At 46.2% G+C, this 19,697-nt stretch carries 14 protein-coding genes; 4 read left to right on the top strand and 10 right to left on the bottom strand.

Features of this window, described 5'->3' with window-relative positions; genetic code table 11:
• Nucleotides 1-64 precede the first annotated feature (64 nt).
• The 3 genes from AB6E30_RS16885 to AB6E30_RS16875 all read right to left on the bottom strand — a co-directional run bounded on the left by AB6E30_RS16885 (nt 65) and on the right by AB6E30_RS16875 (nt 4,811).
• Nucleotides 65-655: a hypothetical protein gene (locus AB6E30_RS16885; protein ID WP_017060147.1), complete on the bottom strand. Its 591-nt coding sequence runs from the start codon at nt 653-655 to the stop codon at nt 65-67.
• 141 nt (nt 656-796) lie between these two features.
• A complete protein-coding gene (locus tag AB6E30_RS16880; RefSeq protein WP_017060146.1) occupies nt 797-1,576 on the bottom strand; it encodes a class I SAM-dependent methyltransferase in 780 nt (259 codons plus the stop codon).
• A 112-nt stretch (nt 1,577-1,688) separates the two neighbouring features.
• On the bottom strand, nt 1,689-4,811 hold the full coding sequence (locus AB6E30_RS16875) for an EAL domain-containing protein (protein WP_372104544.1): 3,123 nt from the start codon (nt 4,809-4,811) through the stop codon (nt 1,689-1,691).
• Between the two features lie 126 nt (nt 4,812-4,937).
• Between AB6E30_RS16875 and asnC the strand changes: the two genes are divergently transcribed.
• Entirely contained in the window at nt 4,938-5,402 is a 465-nt protein-coding gene (gene asnC / locus AB6E30_RS16870; protein ID WP_008218581.1) for a transcriptional regulator AsnC, read from the top strand.
• A gap of 91 nt (nt 5,403-5,493) precedes the next feature.
• Here asnC and prlC read toward each other — a convergent pair whose 3' ends face one another.
• Nucleotides 5,494-7,536 (bottom strand): oligopeptidase A, encoded by a 2,043-nt coding sequence (gene prlC / locus AB6E30_RS16865; protein WP_017071475.1) that lies wholly within the window; start codon nt 7,534-7,536, stop codon nt 5,494-5,496.
• A gap of 280 nt (nt 7,537-7,816) precedes the next feature.
• Between prlC and AB6E30_RS16860 the strand changes: the two genes are divergently transcribed.
• From AB6E30_RS16860 to AB6E30_RS16850, 3 genes are all read left to right on the top strand, one after another.
• Entirely contained in the window at nt 7,817-8,656 is an 840-nt protein-coding gene (locus AB6E30_RS16860; RefSeq protein WP_017060143.1) for a 23S rRNA (adenine(2030)-N(6))-methyltransferase RlmJ, read from the top strand.
• Nucleotides 8,657-8,844: 188 nt separating this feature from the next.
• Nucleotides 8,845-10,215, top strand: a complete 1,371-nt coding sequence (gene gorA / locus AB6E30_RS16855) for a glutathione-disulfide reductase (protein ID WP_372104533.1) — start codon at nt 8,845-8,847, stop codon at nt 10,213-10,215.
• 130 nt (nt 10,216-10,345) lie between these two features.
• On the top strand, nt 10,346-10,597 hold the full coding sequence (locus AB6E30_RS16850; protein ID WP_017631990.1) for a DUF6482 family protein: 252 nt from the start codon (nt 10,346-10,348) through the stop codon (nt 10,595-10,597).
• Between the two features lie 92 nt (nt 10,598-10,689).
• Here AB6E30_RS16850 and AB6E30_RS16845 read toward each other — a convergent pair whose 3' ends face one another.
• From AB6E30_RS16845 to AB6E30_RS16820, 6 genes are all read right to left on the bottom strand, one after another.
• Nucleotides 10,690-11,931 carry an NADH:ubiquinone reductase (Na(+)-transporting) subunit B gene (locus AB6E30_RS16845; protein ID WP_372104531.1) on the bottom strand — a complete coding sequence of 414 codons (1,242 nt, stop codon included), beginning with the start codon at nt 11,929-11,931 and terminating at the stop codon, nt 10,690-10,692.
• Between the two features lie 199 nt (nt 11,932-12,130).
• Nucleotides 12,131-13,093, bottom strand: coding sequence for an SPOR domain-containing protein (locus tag AB6E30_RS16840; RefSeq protein WP_372104528.1), 963 nt, complete (start codon nt 13,091-13,093; stop codon nt 12,131-12,133).
• A 187-nt stretch (nt 13,094-13,280) separates the two neighbouring features.
• Nucleotides 13,281-14,219: an ABC transporter permease gene (locus AB6E30_RS16835; protein WP_017060135.1), complete on the bottom strand. Its 939-nt coding sequence runs from the start codon at nt 14,217-14,219 to the stop codon at nt 13,281-13,283.
• A 2-nt stretch (nt 14,220-14,221) separates the two neighbouring features.
• A complete protein-coding gene (locus AB6E30_RS16830) occupies nt 14,222-15,199 on the bottom strand; it encodes an ABC transporter permease (RefSeq protein ID WP_008218600.1) in 978 nt (325 codons plus the stop codon).
• A gap of 178 nt (nt 15,200-15,377) precedes the next feature.
• The gene (locus tag AB6E30_RS16825; protein WP_017060133.1) at nt 15,378-16,931 is read right to left on the bottom strand and encodes an ABC transporter substrate-binding protein; all 1,554 of its coding nucleotides are present in this window, start codon (nt 16,929-16,931) and stop codon (nt 15,378-15,380) included.
• A 94-nt stretch (nt 16,932-17,025) separates the two neighbouring features.
• Nucleotides 17,026-18,753, bottom strand: coding sequence for an ABC transporter ATP-binding protein (locus tag AB6E30_RS16820; RefSeq protein WP_017060132.1), 1,728 nt, complete (start codon nt 18,751-18,753; stop codon nt 17,026-17,028).
• Nucleotides 18,754-19,697: the final 944 nt, after the last annotated feature.

Genomic DNA, 19,697 nt, shown 5'->3' with positions numbered 1-19,697 from the left:
AAAGAGCGACCTAAGGTCGCTCTTTTTAAATCATCGCTGTAGCAATAAACCATTCAAATCAACTTCAGTGGATTTGATTGTGGCTCACTACCTGAGTCTTGGTTTCAGTGAAGGCAACATCATCAAGTTGTAGGTTGATTCGTTCCAATTCACTTTCCAGCTTCTGACTTTTCTTAAACAGCTTTTGCTGCTTCTTAATCATCTTCGCCAGTTTCTTATTGTACTTCTCTTGTTTCTTAGCCGCTTTCTTCGCTTGTTTGAGTTCAGCTTTCTCATCACCGCTCGCCTTCGCCATCAGTTTTTTCAGCTTGGCTTTTTTCTGTGCGGCTTCTTTTTTGGCAAGCTCAGGGGCCATATCAGCGGCGGCTGGATCGAACATTTGTACGCTCGGTTCAATTGCCTCGTTGATTTCCGCAAGCGACAGTTCTGGTGCAGGTAATGTTTCCGCTAGCAGGCCGCATGCGACTTTCTCTTCAACGGGTTTGTTTTGACAACCAAGAGGTGGAATTGCGGTGGGTTTGCATAGATTCGCTTGATCCGCCGAAGAACGCGCGCAAGAACGACACACGAACTTAGGTTCAGTCACTAAGCTGTGGATCTCGCCCAAGTGTTCGGTAATATCTCGACGGTTTAACTTACAAAAGCGTTTAGCCATGCTTCAACTCCAGCTAAGAATAATAATGATTCTTAGTTAGATATACATCCGTAACGCGACTATCGCAAGTGTTAAATGGCAATTTATCGTATTTATGACGGGAAATTTTCTTAGCGTGTATCTAAGTTATTGATGCTTCAATTAAGTCATTGATGCTTTCACATAGACGTCAAAACGGTTCTTTTTGGTTTCAATCGCCATGCTCGGTTTTTGTTCGTCTAACCAAGCAGCGTAATCCGGTCTTTTAACCACAACTCGCTTCGATGCCAATTTCATCGCCGGCTCAAATAGACCATCAGCATCCAGATCGGCACCCACCAAAGATTGGAATACGCGCATCTCTTTTTTAACCAAAGCCGATTTCTTTTTGTTCTCTGGGTGTGGGTACATTGGGTCGAGGTACACCACGTCTGGCTGTTCGAAGTCAGGATCGTTGCTGAGCTTATCCAACGCATCGTGACTGGATGCGTGAATCAGCTTCATACGCTCACTTACCCAACCACCGATGTCTGGGTCTTGTTGCGCTCGCTGCAAGCCATCATCAAGCAGTGCAGCCACAACTGGATGACGCTCGACCATTTGCACCTTACAACCTAGAGAAGCCAACACAAACGCATCGCGCCCTAAGCCTGCAGTACCATCAAGAATAGTTGGCGTTGCGCCTTTGTTTAAACCAGCTGCTTTGGCAATCGCCTGACCTTTACCACCGCCAAACTTACGTCGGTGACCAACAGCGCCTCCCACTAAATCAACAAAGATAGCGCCAAGCTTAGGCTCATCGACTTTACGTAGCTCAAGTCGCTCACTAGTCAGTACCAAAGCAAAATCACTGCTTTCATCATGAGATAAGTTCCAGCGGGTCGCTAAGTCATTCAAATGATCGATTTGGGTAGCATCTTCGCAAATCAGTTGTAGTTGCAAGGTCGTCTCCAACAGACAGTAGTATTCAAAACAAAAGAGGCAACCAGTTTACCTGATTGCCTCAACAATACATATTAGCGGTGAAAAGTATTCCCAGCTAAAGTCGGCTTACCTAAACCAATGGCTCTGTCTCTCGCTCTTGTCTTAACTCTTCAACAAGCTCTGCGAGTGGCTTAGGTCGCCCTATGATGTAGCCCTGCGCGTAGTTCACACCCAGTTCGATAAGCTTGTCGATAATCTGGGTATTTTCAACGAACTCAGCCACGGTGTGCTTGCCCATCTGCTTGGCAAGATCATTGATCGAGCGAACCATCACATGGTCCATCTCATTCACATCAATATCACGTACAAACAAGCCATCGATCTTCACAATATCGACAGGCAGCTTTTTCAGATAGCCAAATGACGATAGCCCTGAGCCAAAATCATCCAATGCAATCATGCAGCCAAGCTCTTTGATTCGAGTGAAGAACTTGATCGCCTGCTTCATGTTACTCATGGCCGCTGTTTCGGTGATCTCTAAACAAATCTTATGACACGGTATCGATGAATCGCTCAGGCTATCTATCAAAAATTCGACAAACTCACGGTTACCCATCGAGTGACCGGAAAGATTGATTGAACACATCCCCAGTTCCTCAATAACCTCAGGGCGTTGCTCCAACCAACCCAAGGTTTGACTGACGACTTGGCGGTCAATCAAATGCGCGATGTTATAACGCTCTGAGGCTGGCATGAAGATCCCCGGGGAGATGTATTCCCCTTGGATGTTCTTGATGCGGACCAAGATTTCAAAGTGCATTTTATCGCTGTCTTCATCTAGGCCAAGAATTCGCTGCGCAAACAACTCTAAGCGATCGTTAGCCAAGGCCTCATGCACTAGGTTAACGCACTCCATCTCAAGATGGCGACGACGCAGGTCTTCATCATCTTGATGGTAAAGATGATAGCGATTGCGACCTTCTTCTTTAGCGGCATGACAAGCTGCATCCGCCTGAGCGTGCACCATCTGTGGTGAAGCTGCTGTATGGTCGATCAATCGAATACCGATAGAGCACGTCAGGTTGAGTCGAATATCATCCCACAAGAATGGATTCTCACTCATCATCGAGATAATACTGCGACACACATTCACCGCATCTCGTTCAGTACAGTCTTTCATCAGCACAGCAAACTCATCACCACCCATTCGCGCTAACACCGCATTGTAAGGCAGTACGTCTTCTAGCAGTTTGGCGCTAAACAAGATCGCAGCATCACCCGCTTCATGTCCTGCGGTATCGTTCAGCACTTTCAGCTGATCCAAATCTAGGAACAACATTGCGTGAGTTCGCATGTGGCTCTCAACCTCTTTCAGCGCCTTTTGCAGCTCTTGCTCAAAGTGGTTGCGGTTAAAGGTGTCAGTCAGTAGGTCATAGCGAGCCTGATACTCTAGCTTTTCAGAAAGCTCGTGCGTTTCGGTGATGTCTTCACCCACAATCAACAGCTGATCAGACTCCACCAACGGGCGGATATTTTCACGAATCCAGCTCTTGCTGCCGTCGGCATGGCGATATTCGATATCACGACGCCACACACCACGAATCTTATGCTGAGGTTGCAGCAAGATATGACGAGGAATCATCGCGTTCTCATCAACATAGAATTCTCTAGGGCGATGGCCCAACAACTGATCGAGAGGGTATCCCAAAAGCTCTTCGGCAAACTGGTTCACTTGTTGAATGCGATTATTGCCATCGAGCGTAATCATCATCACCGGCTGTTTGTCGTAATACAGCTTCAAGTTTGCTTCACGTTGGAACAGCTTATTCTCAGCAAGCTTACGTGAGGTCACGTCGCGCGCCTCAAAGAGAAACTGAATGTCTTCGTCTTCACTGCCCGGCATCGGCTTCAATGAAATATCCAACACCATCGCACCGCGATCTCGACACCACACCTCGGCTTCAAATCGTAAGGCTGGGTGCTCACTTTTTGCGATGAAATATTCGGCTAGCACTTCTCGCGCAGAACTTTCCCAATGTTGGTGTTGTTGCAGCGGCGTTCCCAGTTTATAGCCTTGATTATAAAGCAGCTCATGTAACTTGCTGTTACTCGACAGCAGCACGCCACCCTTATCAATGATGCCCATAAATTGCAGGCTCTGATCAAATATCGACTCCAACAGTCGTTGGCTTTGGCGACTTGCACGTTCGCTCTTCTTCAGACGGTTAAGGTAATACACCAACACCGCGATAACACACGACATGCTCAAGAACATTAAACCGATGGTGCGAATTTCATCGCGATAGCGCATTAAGAATGACTTCGGCTTATTGAGGAAGGTTACTGAGGCTTCATTCTCTGCACCCAAATCCCAACGTGAGATCTGTTGGTAATCGAGTTTGATTTCTGGCGCGCCAGCAACCACCAATGGCAATGGAGCCTTAGGATTGTTCAGCACGCTCAACAGCACGCGCCCCGTGTCTCGACCTTGCGTTTCTCCACTGTGGATCACGCCACCAATCGCACCAAACCCAAGTCCTAAATCATGCACAACATACAATGGCATCTGAGTTTTTTTGTTGAGCTGACGCCAGTCTTCTTTGCTGCTGACCCGACCATTGATGTCGCGGTAGTAGGCCCAGAACAACAAGCTTTTAGTTAGATCAGCGCGTTGCGCGAACGTCATCAGTTCTTGATAAGAATCAGGCGTATATTGCTCCACCATCCCAGAAAACTCAGGGCGTTTTTGTAGAAATAAATCCACTTGAGCGCGAATAGCTTCACCCGTTACCGAGTGATCGGTAACCACGTAAACTTTTTTAACCGTCGATTGAAGTCGATTGATCAGCTCAATATTGCTCGCCATATCAATATCTTCAGTGATACCGGTTGCGTGCAAGCCTTCAATCATTTGCGGAGAAAAATTGTTGATGCCGCCAAAAATAACGGGCGTGCCATTGAGTTCGGGCGCTAAGCGTTTCATCAGATTGAGGGCGTTATTATCACTGACGACTACAGCGGCAAACTCTTCATGCGACAGCTTAGTGCGGTATAGCTGATAAATTCGCTCTAAGTATTCAGCGTTTTGAGTTCGCTTGGTATCGAGATAAACAACCCGGTAAGATAACCCATCGCGATCGAGCTCATCAGATAGTCCTTTATGGAAATCATCTGTCCAGAAAAAGCCTTGATGATAAGAGTGAATAACCAACACATCTTTTGCCTGAGCTGAAGCAAAAACACTCCAACACATCACAATAAAAAATAACGAAAATCGCACTGAATTCACCCTAACCCTATAGTTACTGCTAATATTATCACCCTTGGCTATGATGTGTACTCAAGCCGGTATGTTTTTCATTCAACCTAAGGATTATGCATGTCCACAACCACAGCTCGTCTAGATGATCTAGACCGTGCCATTCTCAAAACCTTGATGGAAGATGCACGAACTCCTTACGCTGAAATGGCAAAGCAGTTCGATGTCAGCCCTGCGACGATTCACGTTCGCATCGAAAAGATGAGATCGGCAGACATTATCGAGCGAACGGAAGTTGTGGTAAACACCAAAAAACTGGGTTACGACGTGTGTTGCTTTATTGGCATCAACCTTAATGCTGCCAAAGATTACCACTCGGCGATCGCTAAGCTGAATGCCTTAGACGAAGTGGTTGAGGCGTACTACACCACTGGTGCTTACAATATCTTTGTAAAGCTGATGTGTAAGTCGATAGAAGAGCTGCAGTTTGTATTGATCGATAAGCTGCAAGCGATCGATGAAGTTCAGTCGACAGAGACACTGATTTCATTGCAGAACCCTATCAACCGCAATGTGAATCCATAACATTGATTCGCCTTGCTTGGCATAACGCACAGACAAAAAAAGAGCCTCTAACTAGAGGCTCTTTTCGCAATAAACTAGATAGTTACCGTGATTATGCGTTGATTCCCGCGTGGCGCAGCATTGCGTCGATTTGTGGCTCACGACCACGGAAGCGTTTGAACAGCTCCATTGGCTCTTCACTGCCACCCATTTCAAGGATGTTGTTCAGGAAGCGATTACCCGTTTCAGTGTTGAAGATACCCTCTTCTTCAAATGCTGAGAACGCATCTGCCGATAGCACTTCTGCCCACAGGTAGCTGTAGTAGCCCGCGCTGTAACCACCAGCAAAGATGTGACCAAAGCTGTGTGAGAAACGGTTCCAATCTAGGCTTGGCAGTACCGACACCTTAGACTTAACATCCGCTAGCGTTTCTAGTACGCGAGCACCCACTTCAGGGTCGTATTCTGTGTGTAGCGTGAAATCGAACAAACCAAGCTCTAGCTGACGCAGGATAAACATCGCAGATTGGAAGTTCTTCGCCGCTAGCATCTTCTCTAGCATCTCTTTTGGTAGCGCTTCACCCGTTTCGAAGTGACCAGAGATGAACGACAGCGCTTCTTCTTCCCAACACCAGTTTTCTAGGAACTGACTTGGTAATTCAACCGCATCCCAAGGCACGCCATTGATACCCGCAACTGCGCCCGCTTCTACTTGCGTCAGCATGTGGTGGATACCGTGACCGAATTCGTGGAACAAGGTCACCACTTCATCGTGAGTAAACAGTGCTGGCTTATCACCAACTGGCTTATTGAAGTTACACGTTAGGTAAGCAACCGGGGTCTGTAGCTCGCCGGATTCGGTAATGCGACGACCACGACAGTCATCCATCCAAGCGCCACCACGTTTGTGTTCACGTGCGTATAGATCTAGGTAGAAGCTACCACGCAGTGTTCCAGTCGCATCAAAGATATCAAAGAAACGCACTGACTCATGCCAAGTGTCTACGCCTTGACGCTCTGTTACCGACATACCAAACACGCGGTTCAGTACCTCAAACAGACCTGAAACCACATTAGATTCTGGGAAGTAAGGACGAAGCTCTTCATCAGAGATCTCGAACAGTTTCTGTTTTTGTTTCTCACTGTAGTAAGCGATGTCCCACAGGTTTAGCTCAGAGACACCAAATTCTTTCTCAGCAAACTGGCGTAGCTCTTCAACTTCACGCTCACCTTGTGGTTTTGCTTTTACTGCTAGGTCGTTCAGGAAGCCAAGAACCTGATCTGGCGTCTCAGCCATCTTGGTCGACAGTGATTTCTCGCTGTAAGTGCTGAAACCCAACATGCGAGCGATCTCGTGACGCAGTTTAAGCTGCTCGGTGATGATCTCAGTGTTGTCCCACTTACCTGCGTTTGGACCGCGATCTGAAGCGCGCGTTACGTACGCTTCATAAAGCTCTTTACGCAGTTCTTGGTTATCACAGTAGGTCATCACAGGTAGGTATGATGGGATATCTAAAGTCAGTAGGTAGCCTTCTTGCTCTTTAGACTCAGCCGCCGCTTGAGCTGCCGCCAGTGCTGATTCAGGCATACCTGCCAGCTCAGCTACGTCTGTGATCTGCTTGCTCCAACCCATGGTTGCATCAAGCACGTTATTTGAGAATTGAGAGCCTAACTCAGACTGGCGCTTGCTGATCTCGCCGTAACGATGCTGTTCATCTGCAGGTAAGCCAATGCCCGACAATTCAAAGTCGCGCAGTGCGTCGGTAATAGTTTTTTGTTGAGCTCGGTTCAGTGCAGAGAATGCTTCACTCGCCTTGATCGCTTTATACGCTTCGAACAAGCCTTTGTGTTGGCCAACCCAAGTGCCGTATTCAGATAGCACAGGTAAGCAGCTCTCATACGCTTCACGCAGTTCGTCACTGTTCACGACAGAGTTCATATGGCTTACAGGTGACCAAATGCGACCTAAACGATCATCCACTTCTTCAATTGGAGCAACTAGGTTGTCCCAGCTTGGTGAAGTATTACCTTCAAGTACTTGTTCTATCTTGTTGCGACACGCTTCAATCACTTGCTCAACTGCAGGCTTTACGTGCTCTGGCTTGATCTGTGAAAACGGAGGTAAGTCCGTGAAGGTTAATAGCGGATTAGACATATAAACATTCCTTTGGCTTTAGAGACTTTCGTCTTTTTTGTAATGAGGTCGTCTTACAGTCATCAGGCTCAGGTTCGCCCTAAAAAAATCACCTGCGAATAGTTATTAAATAGTGCCCAATAAGGCAAATTTCAATAGTAGAACCAATAACTAACCACATATTGCGAACGACTGTCCCTGAATTGTTCGAGAATTTATGGTCCATTGAGGGTTATAATGGTCTGATTAACCCCACCTACACTAACCACACTCTAAATCGAGAGTGTTACGAGAGTTTAATTTGTTAAGTTATCGCCACAGCTTCCACGCAGGTAACCATGCCGACGTAGTAAAGCATATCGTACAGAGCCTTATTCTTAATTCTTTGAAACAGAAGGATAAGCCTTTTGTTTATCATGACACTCACTCTGGTGTAGGTCGTTACGACTTAACGCATGAATGGTCTGAAAAAACCGGTGAATACAAGCAAGGTATTGCTCGTGTGTGGGAGCAAACAGACCTTCCTGAAGACATTCAAAGCTACCTTGAGTCTATTTCCATTCTCAATAATGGCGAGAAACTGCGTTACTACCCGGGCTCTCCACGTGTTGCACGTGCACACCTGCGTGACCAAGACCGCATGGTACTGACTGAGCTTCACCCAGCCGATCACCCGCTGCTTGAGCAAGAGTTCCACCGTGATCGTCAGGTATCTATCTACAAAGAAGATGGTTTTAAGCGCTTAAAGGGCAGCCTGCCACCAAAAGAACGTCGTGGTTTAGTACTGATCGACCCGCCTTACGAGCTGGCAAAAGAGTACCGTGATGTCGTGACTGCAATCGCTCAAAGCCACAAGCGCTGGGCAACCGGTATCTACGCAATTTGGTACCCGGTAGTAAATCGCTGCGATATCGAAGATATGATCGAAGGTCTCGAAGGCTTAGGCATCAACAAGATTCTACAAATCGAACTTGGCGTATCACCAGACACCAACGAGCGCGGCATGACAGCATCAGGCATGATTGTGATCAACCCGCCTTGGAAGCTAGAAAGCCAAATGAAAGAGATTCTTCCATTCTTGAAGGAAGCAATTGCGCCGGCGACCGGTCACTTCAAAGTAGAGTGGATCGTACCCGAGTAATCTCGAACTTAACGTCATGCTCTGACAAATATTAAGCAGATTGTGACGTACACGAATAAATTTTAAACAGGGAGATTGAGTTCAACCGATCTGCCCTCAATATAATAATTATACAATTTAAGAATCTATAGGACGTAGGTGTTCAGTGCGCTCACTGTACCCACAGCCTTCAATAAATGGAGAAAGTAATGGCGACTCATTTTGATTACATCTGTATCGGCGGCGGTTCAGGCGGCATCGCATCAGCAAACCGCGCAGCAATGCACGGTGCAAAGGTTGCACTTATCGAAGCTCAAGACCTTGGTGGTACTTGTGTAAACGTTGGTTGTGTTCCTAAAAAGGTAATGTGGCACGGCGCTCAAGTTGCTGAAGCGATCAACCTATACTCTGAAGATTACGGCTTCGACGTTGAAGTAAAAAGCTTTAACTGGAGCAAGCTGATTGAAAACCGCCAAGCGTACATTGGTCGTATCCACCAATCTTACGACCGCGTACTAGGTAACAACAAAGTAAACGTAATCAAAGGCTTTGCGCGCTTTGTTTCAGGGGAAGGTGTTGACGTAAAGACCGTTGAAGTTAACGGTGAACACTACACCGCTGATCACATCCTGATCGCGGTAGGTGGTCGTCCAACAATTCCAAACATCCCAGGTGCAGAATACGGCATCGACTCAAATGGCTTCTTCGACCTAATGGAGCAACCAAAACGCGTTGCGGTTATCGGTGCTGGCTACATCGCAGTTGAGATCGCAGGTGTACTAAGCGCACTAGGCACAGAAACACACTTGTTCTGTCGTAAAGAATCTCCACTACGTAGCTTCGATCCAATGATCATCGAAACGCTAGTAGAAGTAATGGAAGCAGAAGGTCCAACACTTCACACGCACTCAGTGCCTAAAGAAGTTGTGAAAGAAGCGGATGGCACACTGACTCTACACCTAGAGAACGGCAACACTCAAAACGTTGACCACCTAATCTGGGCTATCGGTCGCCATCCAGCAACTGACGCTATCAACCTAGCATCAACTGGCGTTGAGACGAACGATCGTGGCTACATCAAGGTAGACGAGTTCCAAGCGACTAATGTTCCTGGCATCTACTGTGTTGGCGACATCATGGAAGGCGGTATCGAGCTAACTCCTGTTGCTGTTAAAGCAGGTCGTCAGCTTTCTGAACGTCTATTCAACGGTCAAACCAACGCAAAAATGGACTACAAGCTAGTGCCTACTGTTGTATTCAGCCACCCACCTATCGGCACGATCGGTCTTACGACCCAAGAAGCTGAAGAGAAGTACGGCAAAGACAACATCAAGGTTTACACATCGGGCTTCACTGCGATGTACACAGCAGTAACCAAGCACCGTCAACCTTGTAAGATGAAGCTAGTATGTGCTGGCGAAGAAGAGACTGTCGTTGGCCTACACGGCATCGGCTTCACGGTTGATGAAATGATTCAAGGCTTCGGCGTTGCAATGAAGATGGGCGCAACCAAAGCAGACTTCGACTCTGTTGTGGCGATTCACCCAACGGGCAGCGAAGAGTTTGTTACCATGAGATAATCAACGTCTTAGTTGAGCACTCTTTAGAAGCAGGCCTTGTGCCTGCTTTTTTTATGTCCGCTTTGAACCCTGGTTCTCGATTCGACGTAACACAAATATCCACCTATCTAGAACAGCAATGGAGTTTGTTATGAATCTATTAATTGAATCATTTGAAGGCGGGATTTACTTGGCTTACCAAATCGTTGGCGAGCAAAAGCAGTTAATTAAGGACGACCATCAGCACCCAATGAAGTTTTTGAGTGTTAATCAAGCACGCGACCACTTCAGTGATCAAGGCGTAGCCTCGGCTACCCTCATCCATAACAGTGCTTATGACGAAATGTGTGGTGAACACTGTGGTAGCACACAGCCTTTCGAGATTGATTTGAAGTGGAGTTAAATCAACCTCAAATCAATCGCGATAAAAATTGAAAGGCTTGCATCAATGCAAGCCTTTCTTATGGGAGTCACTTTCACTTTTAATCACCTAGATTAGCGCGATGTCCGTTTAAGTCTTCGTTTAATGTTCTGCTCTTTCACTACAACGTCGAATAGCGGAGCGAACAGGTTGGCGAACAAGATAGCCAGCATAATGCCCTCTGGGTAGGCTGGATTAAGCACTCGAATACCGACCGTCATCACGCCGATCAAAATCCCATAGGCCCATTTACTCTGATTGGTAAACGCGGCAGATACAGGGTCTGTTGCCATGAAGAAGGTACCAAAGGCAACACCACCCAACACAAAGTGCCAGTAAAACGGCATCGAAAACATCGAGTTAGTATCCGACCCTATCCAGTTCAGTAAACTCGACGTCACGACAAGGCCGACAATCACACCGGCGACAATGCGCCAAGACGCTATCTTCATCACAATCAAAATCAACCCCGTCAGCATGATCAGCAGTGACGACACCTCACCCATCGAACCTGGAATATTACCGATAAAGGCATCCATCCAGGTGATCGCCTCGCCAGTCATGTTATTGATGAGTGACGTGCTGCCGCCTTCATACCATTGACTCAGCGGTGTCGCGCCTGAATAGCCGTCAGCGGCAACCCACACAAGCCCACCCGACATGTTGGCTGGATAGGCGAAATAGAGAAACGCGCGGCCTGCAAGGGCTGGGTTCAAGAAGTTTCGTCCTGTACCACCGAACAGCTCTTTGGCGACAACGATACCAAAGGTGATACCTAAAGCGGCTTGCCAAAGCGGGATGGTTGGCGGAAGAATGAGTGCGAATAGTACCGAGCTAACAAAGAAACCTTCATTCACCTCATGTTTTCGTACAACGGCAAATAAAACCTCCCAGAAGCCACCTACCACAAACACCGTGGCATAAACGGGTAGGAAATAGAGTGCACCAAGCAACATCTGACTTTCCCAGCCACTTGCCACCAATGACTGCGCATCACCAAATGCCCACGACAGACGCCAGCTGCTTTCAATAACCGAGGCAAGTTCGTTAAGTTGATAGCTGGAGGTTAATGCGAGGACGCTTTGGTGTCCGACGTTATACATCCCCCAGAACATTGCCGGGAAAGTCGCCAGCCATACCAGAATCATGATGCGCTTTAGGTCAATGCTGTCACGAACATGGGTTATACCGCGGTTTACGTTTCCGGGTGTATAGAATATTGTCGCGAAAGCTTCATACACTGGGTAGAGCTTTTCGTACTTCCCTCCGGCTTCAAAGCGTGGAGCCACGTCTTCTAATCGTTTTTTTAAACTCATAATCTCAATCACCTTATTGCTTGAGTTATGGTTTTCTACGCATCAGCCGCGCTATTTGAACAATTTTTAACGATTTTTAATCAAATTCGTCTTGAAGAACGAGTGTCTAAAAGTCGAACCGATGTTGAAAAAGAGAGGCGTATAAACAACAAAGCCCCAGCGATGGCTGAGGCTTATTTGGTATTGCTGCATGTCGGAGTTATTTCACACACATCACATTGAGAAGTGAAGACCCTTTTAGTTGATTCACGTTACCGTTGGTAAACAGACCTTTCTTATCTGCGCCCCAGTAAGGTAGGTGCATTGGCCAGTTCTGTTTCTCCATTACCTTCGAACCTAAGATGCTCTGCCATTGCTTTTCAGTCATCAGCTTCATGTTGAGCTGCTTACACACTAACTCAGCACTGGCGTAATCTAGGCGACTCCAAGGCTTACCTTGCTCCATGTAGAACTGTTGTTGATGATCTAGAAGGTAAGGAATAGCATATTGGCTACCCGCAATGTCTGCTTTCACGCGAATCTCGATCTCTAGATCATCGTCTGAGCTCACGTTGCCGCTTGGTAATGTCTGAATAGCAGCAGTACTCGTTACCGCCGCCGCTTGCTTAGCAGCCACAGGTTTCGGTGCAGGCTTAGATTCTACTTTTGCAGGAGCCTTAGGCTTAACCATTTTTGGCTCTGCTGGTTTTGCCACAATAGGCTGTGATGAGGTTTTCGACTTATCGACCATACGAATAAAGGCTTCACCGTAACCAGAAACCTTACGCACCTGAGCTAGGTCTTTTCTCGCATCAGAGAAGGTAGAATAAGGTCCGATTAAGCAACGGTAGTCTCCGCCTTCCGGCTTCATCCAAACGTTGGTCGAGATCTTCTCATACAGAGGCTTTGCTCGGCTCAGTGACAAAGGCTTGTTCAGCAGGCCACATTGAACCCAAAACAGTTCGTTATCTGAATGACGTTTTGGTGCTTTACTGCCCCACACGCCCTTACCGATCGGACATGATTGCTCTAGCTGTGGTAATTGGTTGGTGCTTGCCTGAGTTGCATCACATAGAACCGACTCTGCATTCACTTGGCTCGATACCAAAAGAGATGCAGCGATAAGTCCCATACGATAATTTCTCGTCACAGCACGACATACAGCATTCATTGTCAATTTCATAACCACCACTTAAACCCTTGCGGGCTAATTATTACCGAATCTATGTCGATAAAACATGAATTCCATTTTAACTATTATTGACACTGTCAATAATACTAAGTTCCAGATCCATTAAGCAAAAAAAGAGCCGTAATTGCTTACGGCTCTTAATTTAGTGACTTTTTTTACTAAAAATCAAACCGGGCTATCACCCTTTATAAATTTTCGGGTTAAACACGTCACGTAACCAGTCGCCTAATAGGTTAATAACGAGAACCAATGTTACCAAAAGCACACCTGGGAATGCTGTGATCCACCATGCTCCTGAGAAAATGTAGTTAAAACCAGTACTGATCAGGGCACCGAGTGATGGTTGGTCTACCGGAAGACCTAAACCTAGGAAAGAAAGTGCCGCTTCTGACATGATGGCATTTGCCACCTGTACCGTAGAGATAACCAAAATCGGTGATAAACAGTTAGGCAGAATATGGCGGAACATGATGCGAGGCGCTCTAAAGCCCATCACACGTGCCGCTTCTACGTACTCTTTCTTCTTCTCTGCCAATACCGATGCACGAATCGTACGAGCATACTGCGGCCATTCAGCAATACCGATGATCACCACCAGCATAACAACCGCATATTGCGCGTAGAAGTCACTACCGAAACTCGCCTTAAAGATGGCCGAGACAATGATCGCAACCATCATGGTTGAGAACGAAAGCTGAACATCGGCAAAACGCATCAGGAAGCTATCAATACGACCACCGAAGTAACCTGCAGACAAGCCAATGATGATACCGAGAGTCAGCTGAAGACCTACCGCTAGGAAACCGATCGTCAATGACAGACGCGAGCCGTAAAGCATCGTAGATAAGATGTCACGACCCTGCTCATCAGTACCCAGTAGGAAGCGTTCTTCGCCGTCTTCCATCCAAGATGGTGGCAACTCAGAATCCATGATGTCGATAGACGTCACGTCATACGGGTCTGTTGGCGCTAGAATAGGTGCCGCTAATGCCATAACAAGGAAAGCTGCAAAGATAGCGAAGCTCACCATTGCCACTTTGTCACGTAAGAAGTAGTACAGAATGTCTGACTGCTTGAATCGCTCCCAACGAGATGGAGCTGTTGTTGTTTGTTCCATGATTATGCTCCTTTCCCTGTGATGTTCACTGTTGGGTTAATGATGCCGTATAGCAGGTCAACAATGGTGTTAGTTACTACGAAGATCAGGCCAACGAAGATAACGTATGCGGTAATCAGTGGTGTATCCACTCGGTTAATCGCTTCAAGGAATAGGAAGCCGGTACCCGGCCACTGGAATACAGTTTCAGTAAGAATGGTGTAAGCCACCATAGTACCGATTTGAACACCGCCTACCGTTAGTACTGGCAGCATTGTGTTTTTCAAAGCGTGTTGGTAGTAAATCTTGTTCAGCGCTAGGCCTTTTGCTTTACCAAACTTGATATATTCAGAGCTAAGAACCTCTAGCATTTCAGAGCGTACTAGACGAATGAACAGAGGCAGCATGATAGATGCTAGAGCAATACTCGGCAGCACTAAGTGTGCAAGGCCATCTATCGTTAAGAAACCAGACTCCCAGCCAAACCAGTTTGCGGTCTCACCACGTCCAAACGACGGCAGCCAACCTAACTCAATAGAGAATACATACATCAACATGATTGCGGTTAAGAAAACAGGCACAGAAATGCCGATACTACTGCCCGCCATCACCAGTTTAGTGAAGAAGCTTTTTGGGTGTATTGCAGAATAAACGCCAAGTGGAATCGACAGACAAACAATGATCAGAGAAGCGCCGAACACAAGCTCAAGCGTTGCGACTAGTTTATCTAAGATTACGTCCACAGCTGGGCGTTTAAAGAAATATGAAGTACCAAGATCACCTTGTAGAGCTGCGCCCACAAAGCGAGTGTATTTTGTAATGAAGGGATCATTTAAGCCGAGTTCATCACGCAGCGCTTGACGCTCCGATTCTGAAACAGATTGACCGACTAACTCACGCAACGGGTCGCCCAGGTTATCCTGAATGGCAAACGCCACCAAACTGATCACAAACATCACTATCAGTGCCTGAAACAGGCGCTTGACCAGAAACGTAACCATTCCTTGCCCCTTATCTATCCATGACTATCTAGTCGAAATCCGCGACTAGATAACAAAATTCAGTCTTAAAAAAGGTATTTAGCCAGACTGAAGGAAGACCAAATACCGAAACTTAAATCTATATCTTAATAATTTGAGAGCCTGAAAAGCTTCAGGCTCTCGATTCTAGCAAGCTAGATTATTTTACAACTAGGTCGCCGAAGTAAGGCATAACCATTGGGTTTACTACGTCTGCTGCACCTACGTTAGACTTCGCGCCCCACGCTTCACTTTGCCAGTGTAGCGGTACGAATGCTGCGTCGTTGTAAAGTGTTGCTTCAACGCCTTTCAGCATTTCAGCACGCTTAACTGGGTCAGTTTCAGTGTTAGAAGCTTCTACGATCGCATCCATTTCTGGGTTTGAGTAGCCAGAACAGTTGTATTGACCACGGCCAGTCTCTTCGTTACGAGTCATAGTTAGGAACTCGTTGAAGTTAGCTGAATCTTCTGTATCTGAGTGCCAGCCGATCATCATCATGTCTGCTGAACATAGGTCAAACTCAGGCCAGTACTGTGCTTTAGGCATAGTTTTAAGATCAACTTTGATACCAATCTTAGACAGCATTGCCGCAGACGCTTGCGCTACTTTCGCATCGTTCACGTAACGGTTGTTTGGAGCCATCATAGTTAGCGTAAAGCCATCTTCGTAGCCCGCTTCTTTCATCAGCTCTTTCGCTTTTTTCAGATCGTAACGAGGAACTAGGTCTTCGTTGTGACCCGCGTAGCCTGTTGGGCTTTGCTGACCAGCTGCTGTTGCGAAGCCTTTCATGATCTTCTTAACGATACCTTCGTTGTTGATTGCGTGAACAATCGCCTGACGAACGCGAACATCTTTAAGTGCTTCGTTGCTGTTTTGGTTCATTTGGAACGTGATGATACGAGTACCAGGTAGCGTCACTAGATCGATGTTCTTAGCGTTTTTAACACGCTTGTGATCGTTTGGTGCTACTGGGTGAATCATATCAACGTCGCCAGAAAGAAGTGCTGCAACACGTGTCGCGTCTTCTTTGATTGGCACAAGTGTTAGCTTGTCTACGTTGCCTTCAGTTTCTGTGTCCCAGTAATCGTTGAAACGCTCGAACGTTACTTTAACGCCTTGCTCACGCTGCGTTACGATAAATGGACCAGTACCTGAAACGTTAGTCGAAGCAAACGAGTTACCGTGCTTAACTAGCTCAGACTTGTCTTTACCTTCCGCTGTTTGGCCAGAGTAGAACTTGCTGTCCATTGGGAAGATGTAAGTTGCTGTTTGTAGTACTAGTGGGTAAGCCGCTTTTGATACTAGCTCAACTGTGTAGTCATCCACTTTTACCATTTTTTCGTATGGCGTGAAGATAGACTTAAAGTCTGGAGAAGCTTGTAGACGTTCAAAAGTCCACACAACATCATCAGCAGTCAGTTCGTTACCAGAGTGGAATTTCACACCTTTACGTAGGTTGAAGCGGAAAGTCGTTTCATCAACACGCTCCCAGCTAGATGCTAGGCGGCCTTCAAAATCCATCTCTTGAGTGAAACGTACTAGAGGGTCAAACACCATGTGAGACATTTGCAGTGTGCCACCAGACAGCTGCTCGTGCGGGTCAAGTGATACTGGGTCAGCTGCGTAGCCAACGGTAATATCTGCTGCTGCTGCACTAAAGCTTAGGCCAGCTGCCATTAAAGCTACTGCTAATTTGCTTTTCATGGTTTTCATTGCATAACTCCTTCATGCGGGAATCCAGATCCCTAGTTGTTGTATTTGCGTCTGTTTATTGTTGTTAGCAAGCTAAACTCCAGCCTGCTGATTTTTATACCGCGGCTTGTGCCACTGCTTTTTCTTCTCTTAAGCCTGTAAATTCAGGCATTAAAGAAATCAGTTGTTTGCTGTATTCATGCTGAGGTGATTGGAACAGCTGCTCCGTTGGCGCAACCTCCAATAATGTCCCCATCTGCATCACACCAACACGGTCACACATTTGGCGAATAACCGGTAGATCGTGACTGATGAACAGCATGGTTAGGTTTAGCTCGTCTTGTAAGTCTTTTAGTAGGTTAAGAATCTGAGCCTGTACCGACACGTCCAGTGCCGATGTTGGTTCATCACAAATCAAAAGACGAGGGCGAGTTGCCAAGGCGCGAGCGATAGAAATACGCTGACGTTGACCACCTGAGAATTCGTGTGGGTACTTCACCCCAGCCATTTTGCCTAAACCCACGTGCTCTAGCAGGTCGTTCACGATCTGACGAGTTTCATTTTCGTTGCGAGTAAGCTTATGGAATCGGATAGGTTCAGCAATGATGTCGAATATCTTCATTCGAGGGTTCATTGATGTGTAAGGGTTTTGGAAAACCATCTGCATTTGACGACGCATAGGGCGACGTTCTTTTTCAGATTTCAGACCAGTAAGATCAACGCCTTCAAACGTTACCTTGCCTGAGTTTGGTGCGTACAAGCCAGCAATCACACGAGCAATCGTTGATTTACCTGAACCTGATTCACCTACTAAACCAAACGTCTCACCTTCATGCACTTCAAAGCTCACGTTGTTTGATGCTTGAACGTACTCACGACGGCTCTCAAAGAAAGAATCTTTGGTAGTAAAGCGTAAGTTTACGTTCTCAACGTTCAACAGAGGGCCAGTGTAATCACGGTGATCTTGGCTTTGACCTAACCAGTGGTTCTTCACATCCAATGGTTCCATCTCTTGTGCTTCTTCGATGTAGCTAACAAGAGGGAAACGATCGAGTTTGCGATCCGAACGAGGAACCGCAGAGATAAGACTGTGTGTATATGGGTGCTCAGGAGTACCCAGAACTTTCGCTGTTGGGCCAAACTCAACTAAGTCACCACGATACATAACGGCTACGCGGTCGGTAACGTTAGATACCACGCCCATGTCGTGCGTGACCAACATGCAACCTACGTTCTTCTTAATACATAGGTCGCGAATCAAACCCAAGATCTGGTCTTGGATAGAAACATCCAGTGCTGTTGTTGGTTCATCTGCGATGATTAGGTCAGGTTCACCTGCCAATGCGATCGCGATAACCACACGCTGACGCATACCGCCAGAGAATTGGTGAGGGTACTGCTTTAAACGGTTTTCTGGTTGTGGGATACCCACTTGGTTCATCAAGTCTAATGAGCGCTGGTAGGCTTCTTGATCCGAAACCTTCATGTTGGCATGAATCGTCTCTTTTAACTGCTGTTCTACTGTGAATAGAGGGTTAAGAGAAGTCATTGGGTCTTGGAAGATAAAACCAATCTTTGAGCCGCGAACAGAACGCATCTGTTCAGGAGATAAACCAGAGACTTTTTCGCCATCCAGAAATACCTCGCCGCTAGCAATGCGGCCAGGAGGGCTCAGCAAATCGATCACAGCATTACCTACTGTTGATTTACCTGCACCAGACTCGCCTACAACACCAACAATCTCACCACGTTCAATGTTGAACGAAAGTGATTTAACTGCGGCGTGAACTCCATGACGAGATGGGTATTCGATACGAAGATTTTTTACTTCTAAAAGTGACATTACCAGACCTCTACTGCTTTGGCAGCTTTCTGCCCTGTCTGCAAAATTGAATCCATTCTTACCAGAATATTGTTCTGATATTTTATACGGTTGACAATTTGGCAAATAATTCACAGAAAAGCAACAAAAATAGGATAAAAAGTCGACATTAAACGCTTAGCAAGCAAAAGTGCCACATAACTATTCACCAAAAGAGCATATAGTAAGAAAAATCAACATTATATTATCGGCAAGAAATACTCACAAACTCCTTACCACTACTTACTTGTAGAGTTAAAGCCGTGCTTCAAAGCAGATCTCACTACCAGCCACTAAAAACAAATAATTATTCCAAAAAACAATTAACACTATAGAAACAAACGCTAATTTTGTTAATTTGAACAAATAAAACAACCAGATAAACGTTAATTAGCCATACATTTAACCATCTGTATTATTTTGGTAAATACAAAACAGACAAACGAAAGGCCTAATAAATCAGAGGAGTTTTTGAACGACCAAATGCGTACAAAGCTGTCAAATTCAGGCCTTAGTGAGCAAATTTAGGGTCAGGTTTCACTTTTCATAAAAGTCTTTAGACCAAACCCATTAATATGTCGAATTATTGAGCACTCCATTTATATGAAATTAGATATAGAACTGTACATTTGATAAAGAAAGCAACTCTGTAGCAGCACCATTATCAAGCAGATCGTTAGGAATCTGTCTTATATAAGAAGGGGAGATAGATGTAAGAAGCCCCGTCATTTCTGACGCGGACGGCTAGTTGAGGCTTCTTAAGTGATCAGTGAAGAGACATTCTTTGAACATCAGACGAACCCCACTCTGTTCAAGTTATCTAAGTTTCAGATGTAAAAAAGCCCTAGTCTTTCGACTAGGGCTTCTTAAGGTGGTCGGTGAAGAGGGATTCGAACCCCCGACCCTCTGGTCCCAAACCAGATGCG

Origin of the sequence: Vibrio sp. 10N.247.311.12 (genome assembly GCF_041467515.1) — a bacterium.
GTDB lineage: Bacteria > Pseudomonadota > Gammaproteobacteria > Enterobacterales > Vibrionaceae > Vibrio > Vibrio crassostreae_C.
Note: the sequence above shows the minus strand (reverse complement) of the source record. Positions and strands in the feature narration are given on the sequence as shown.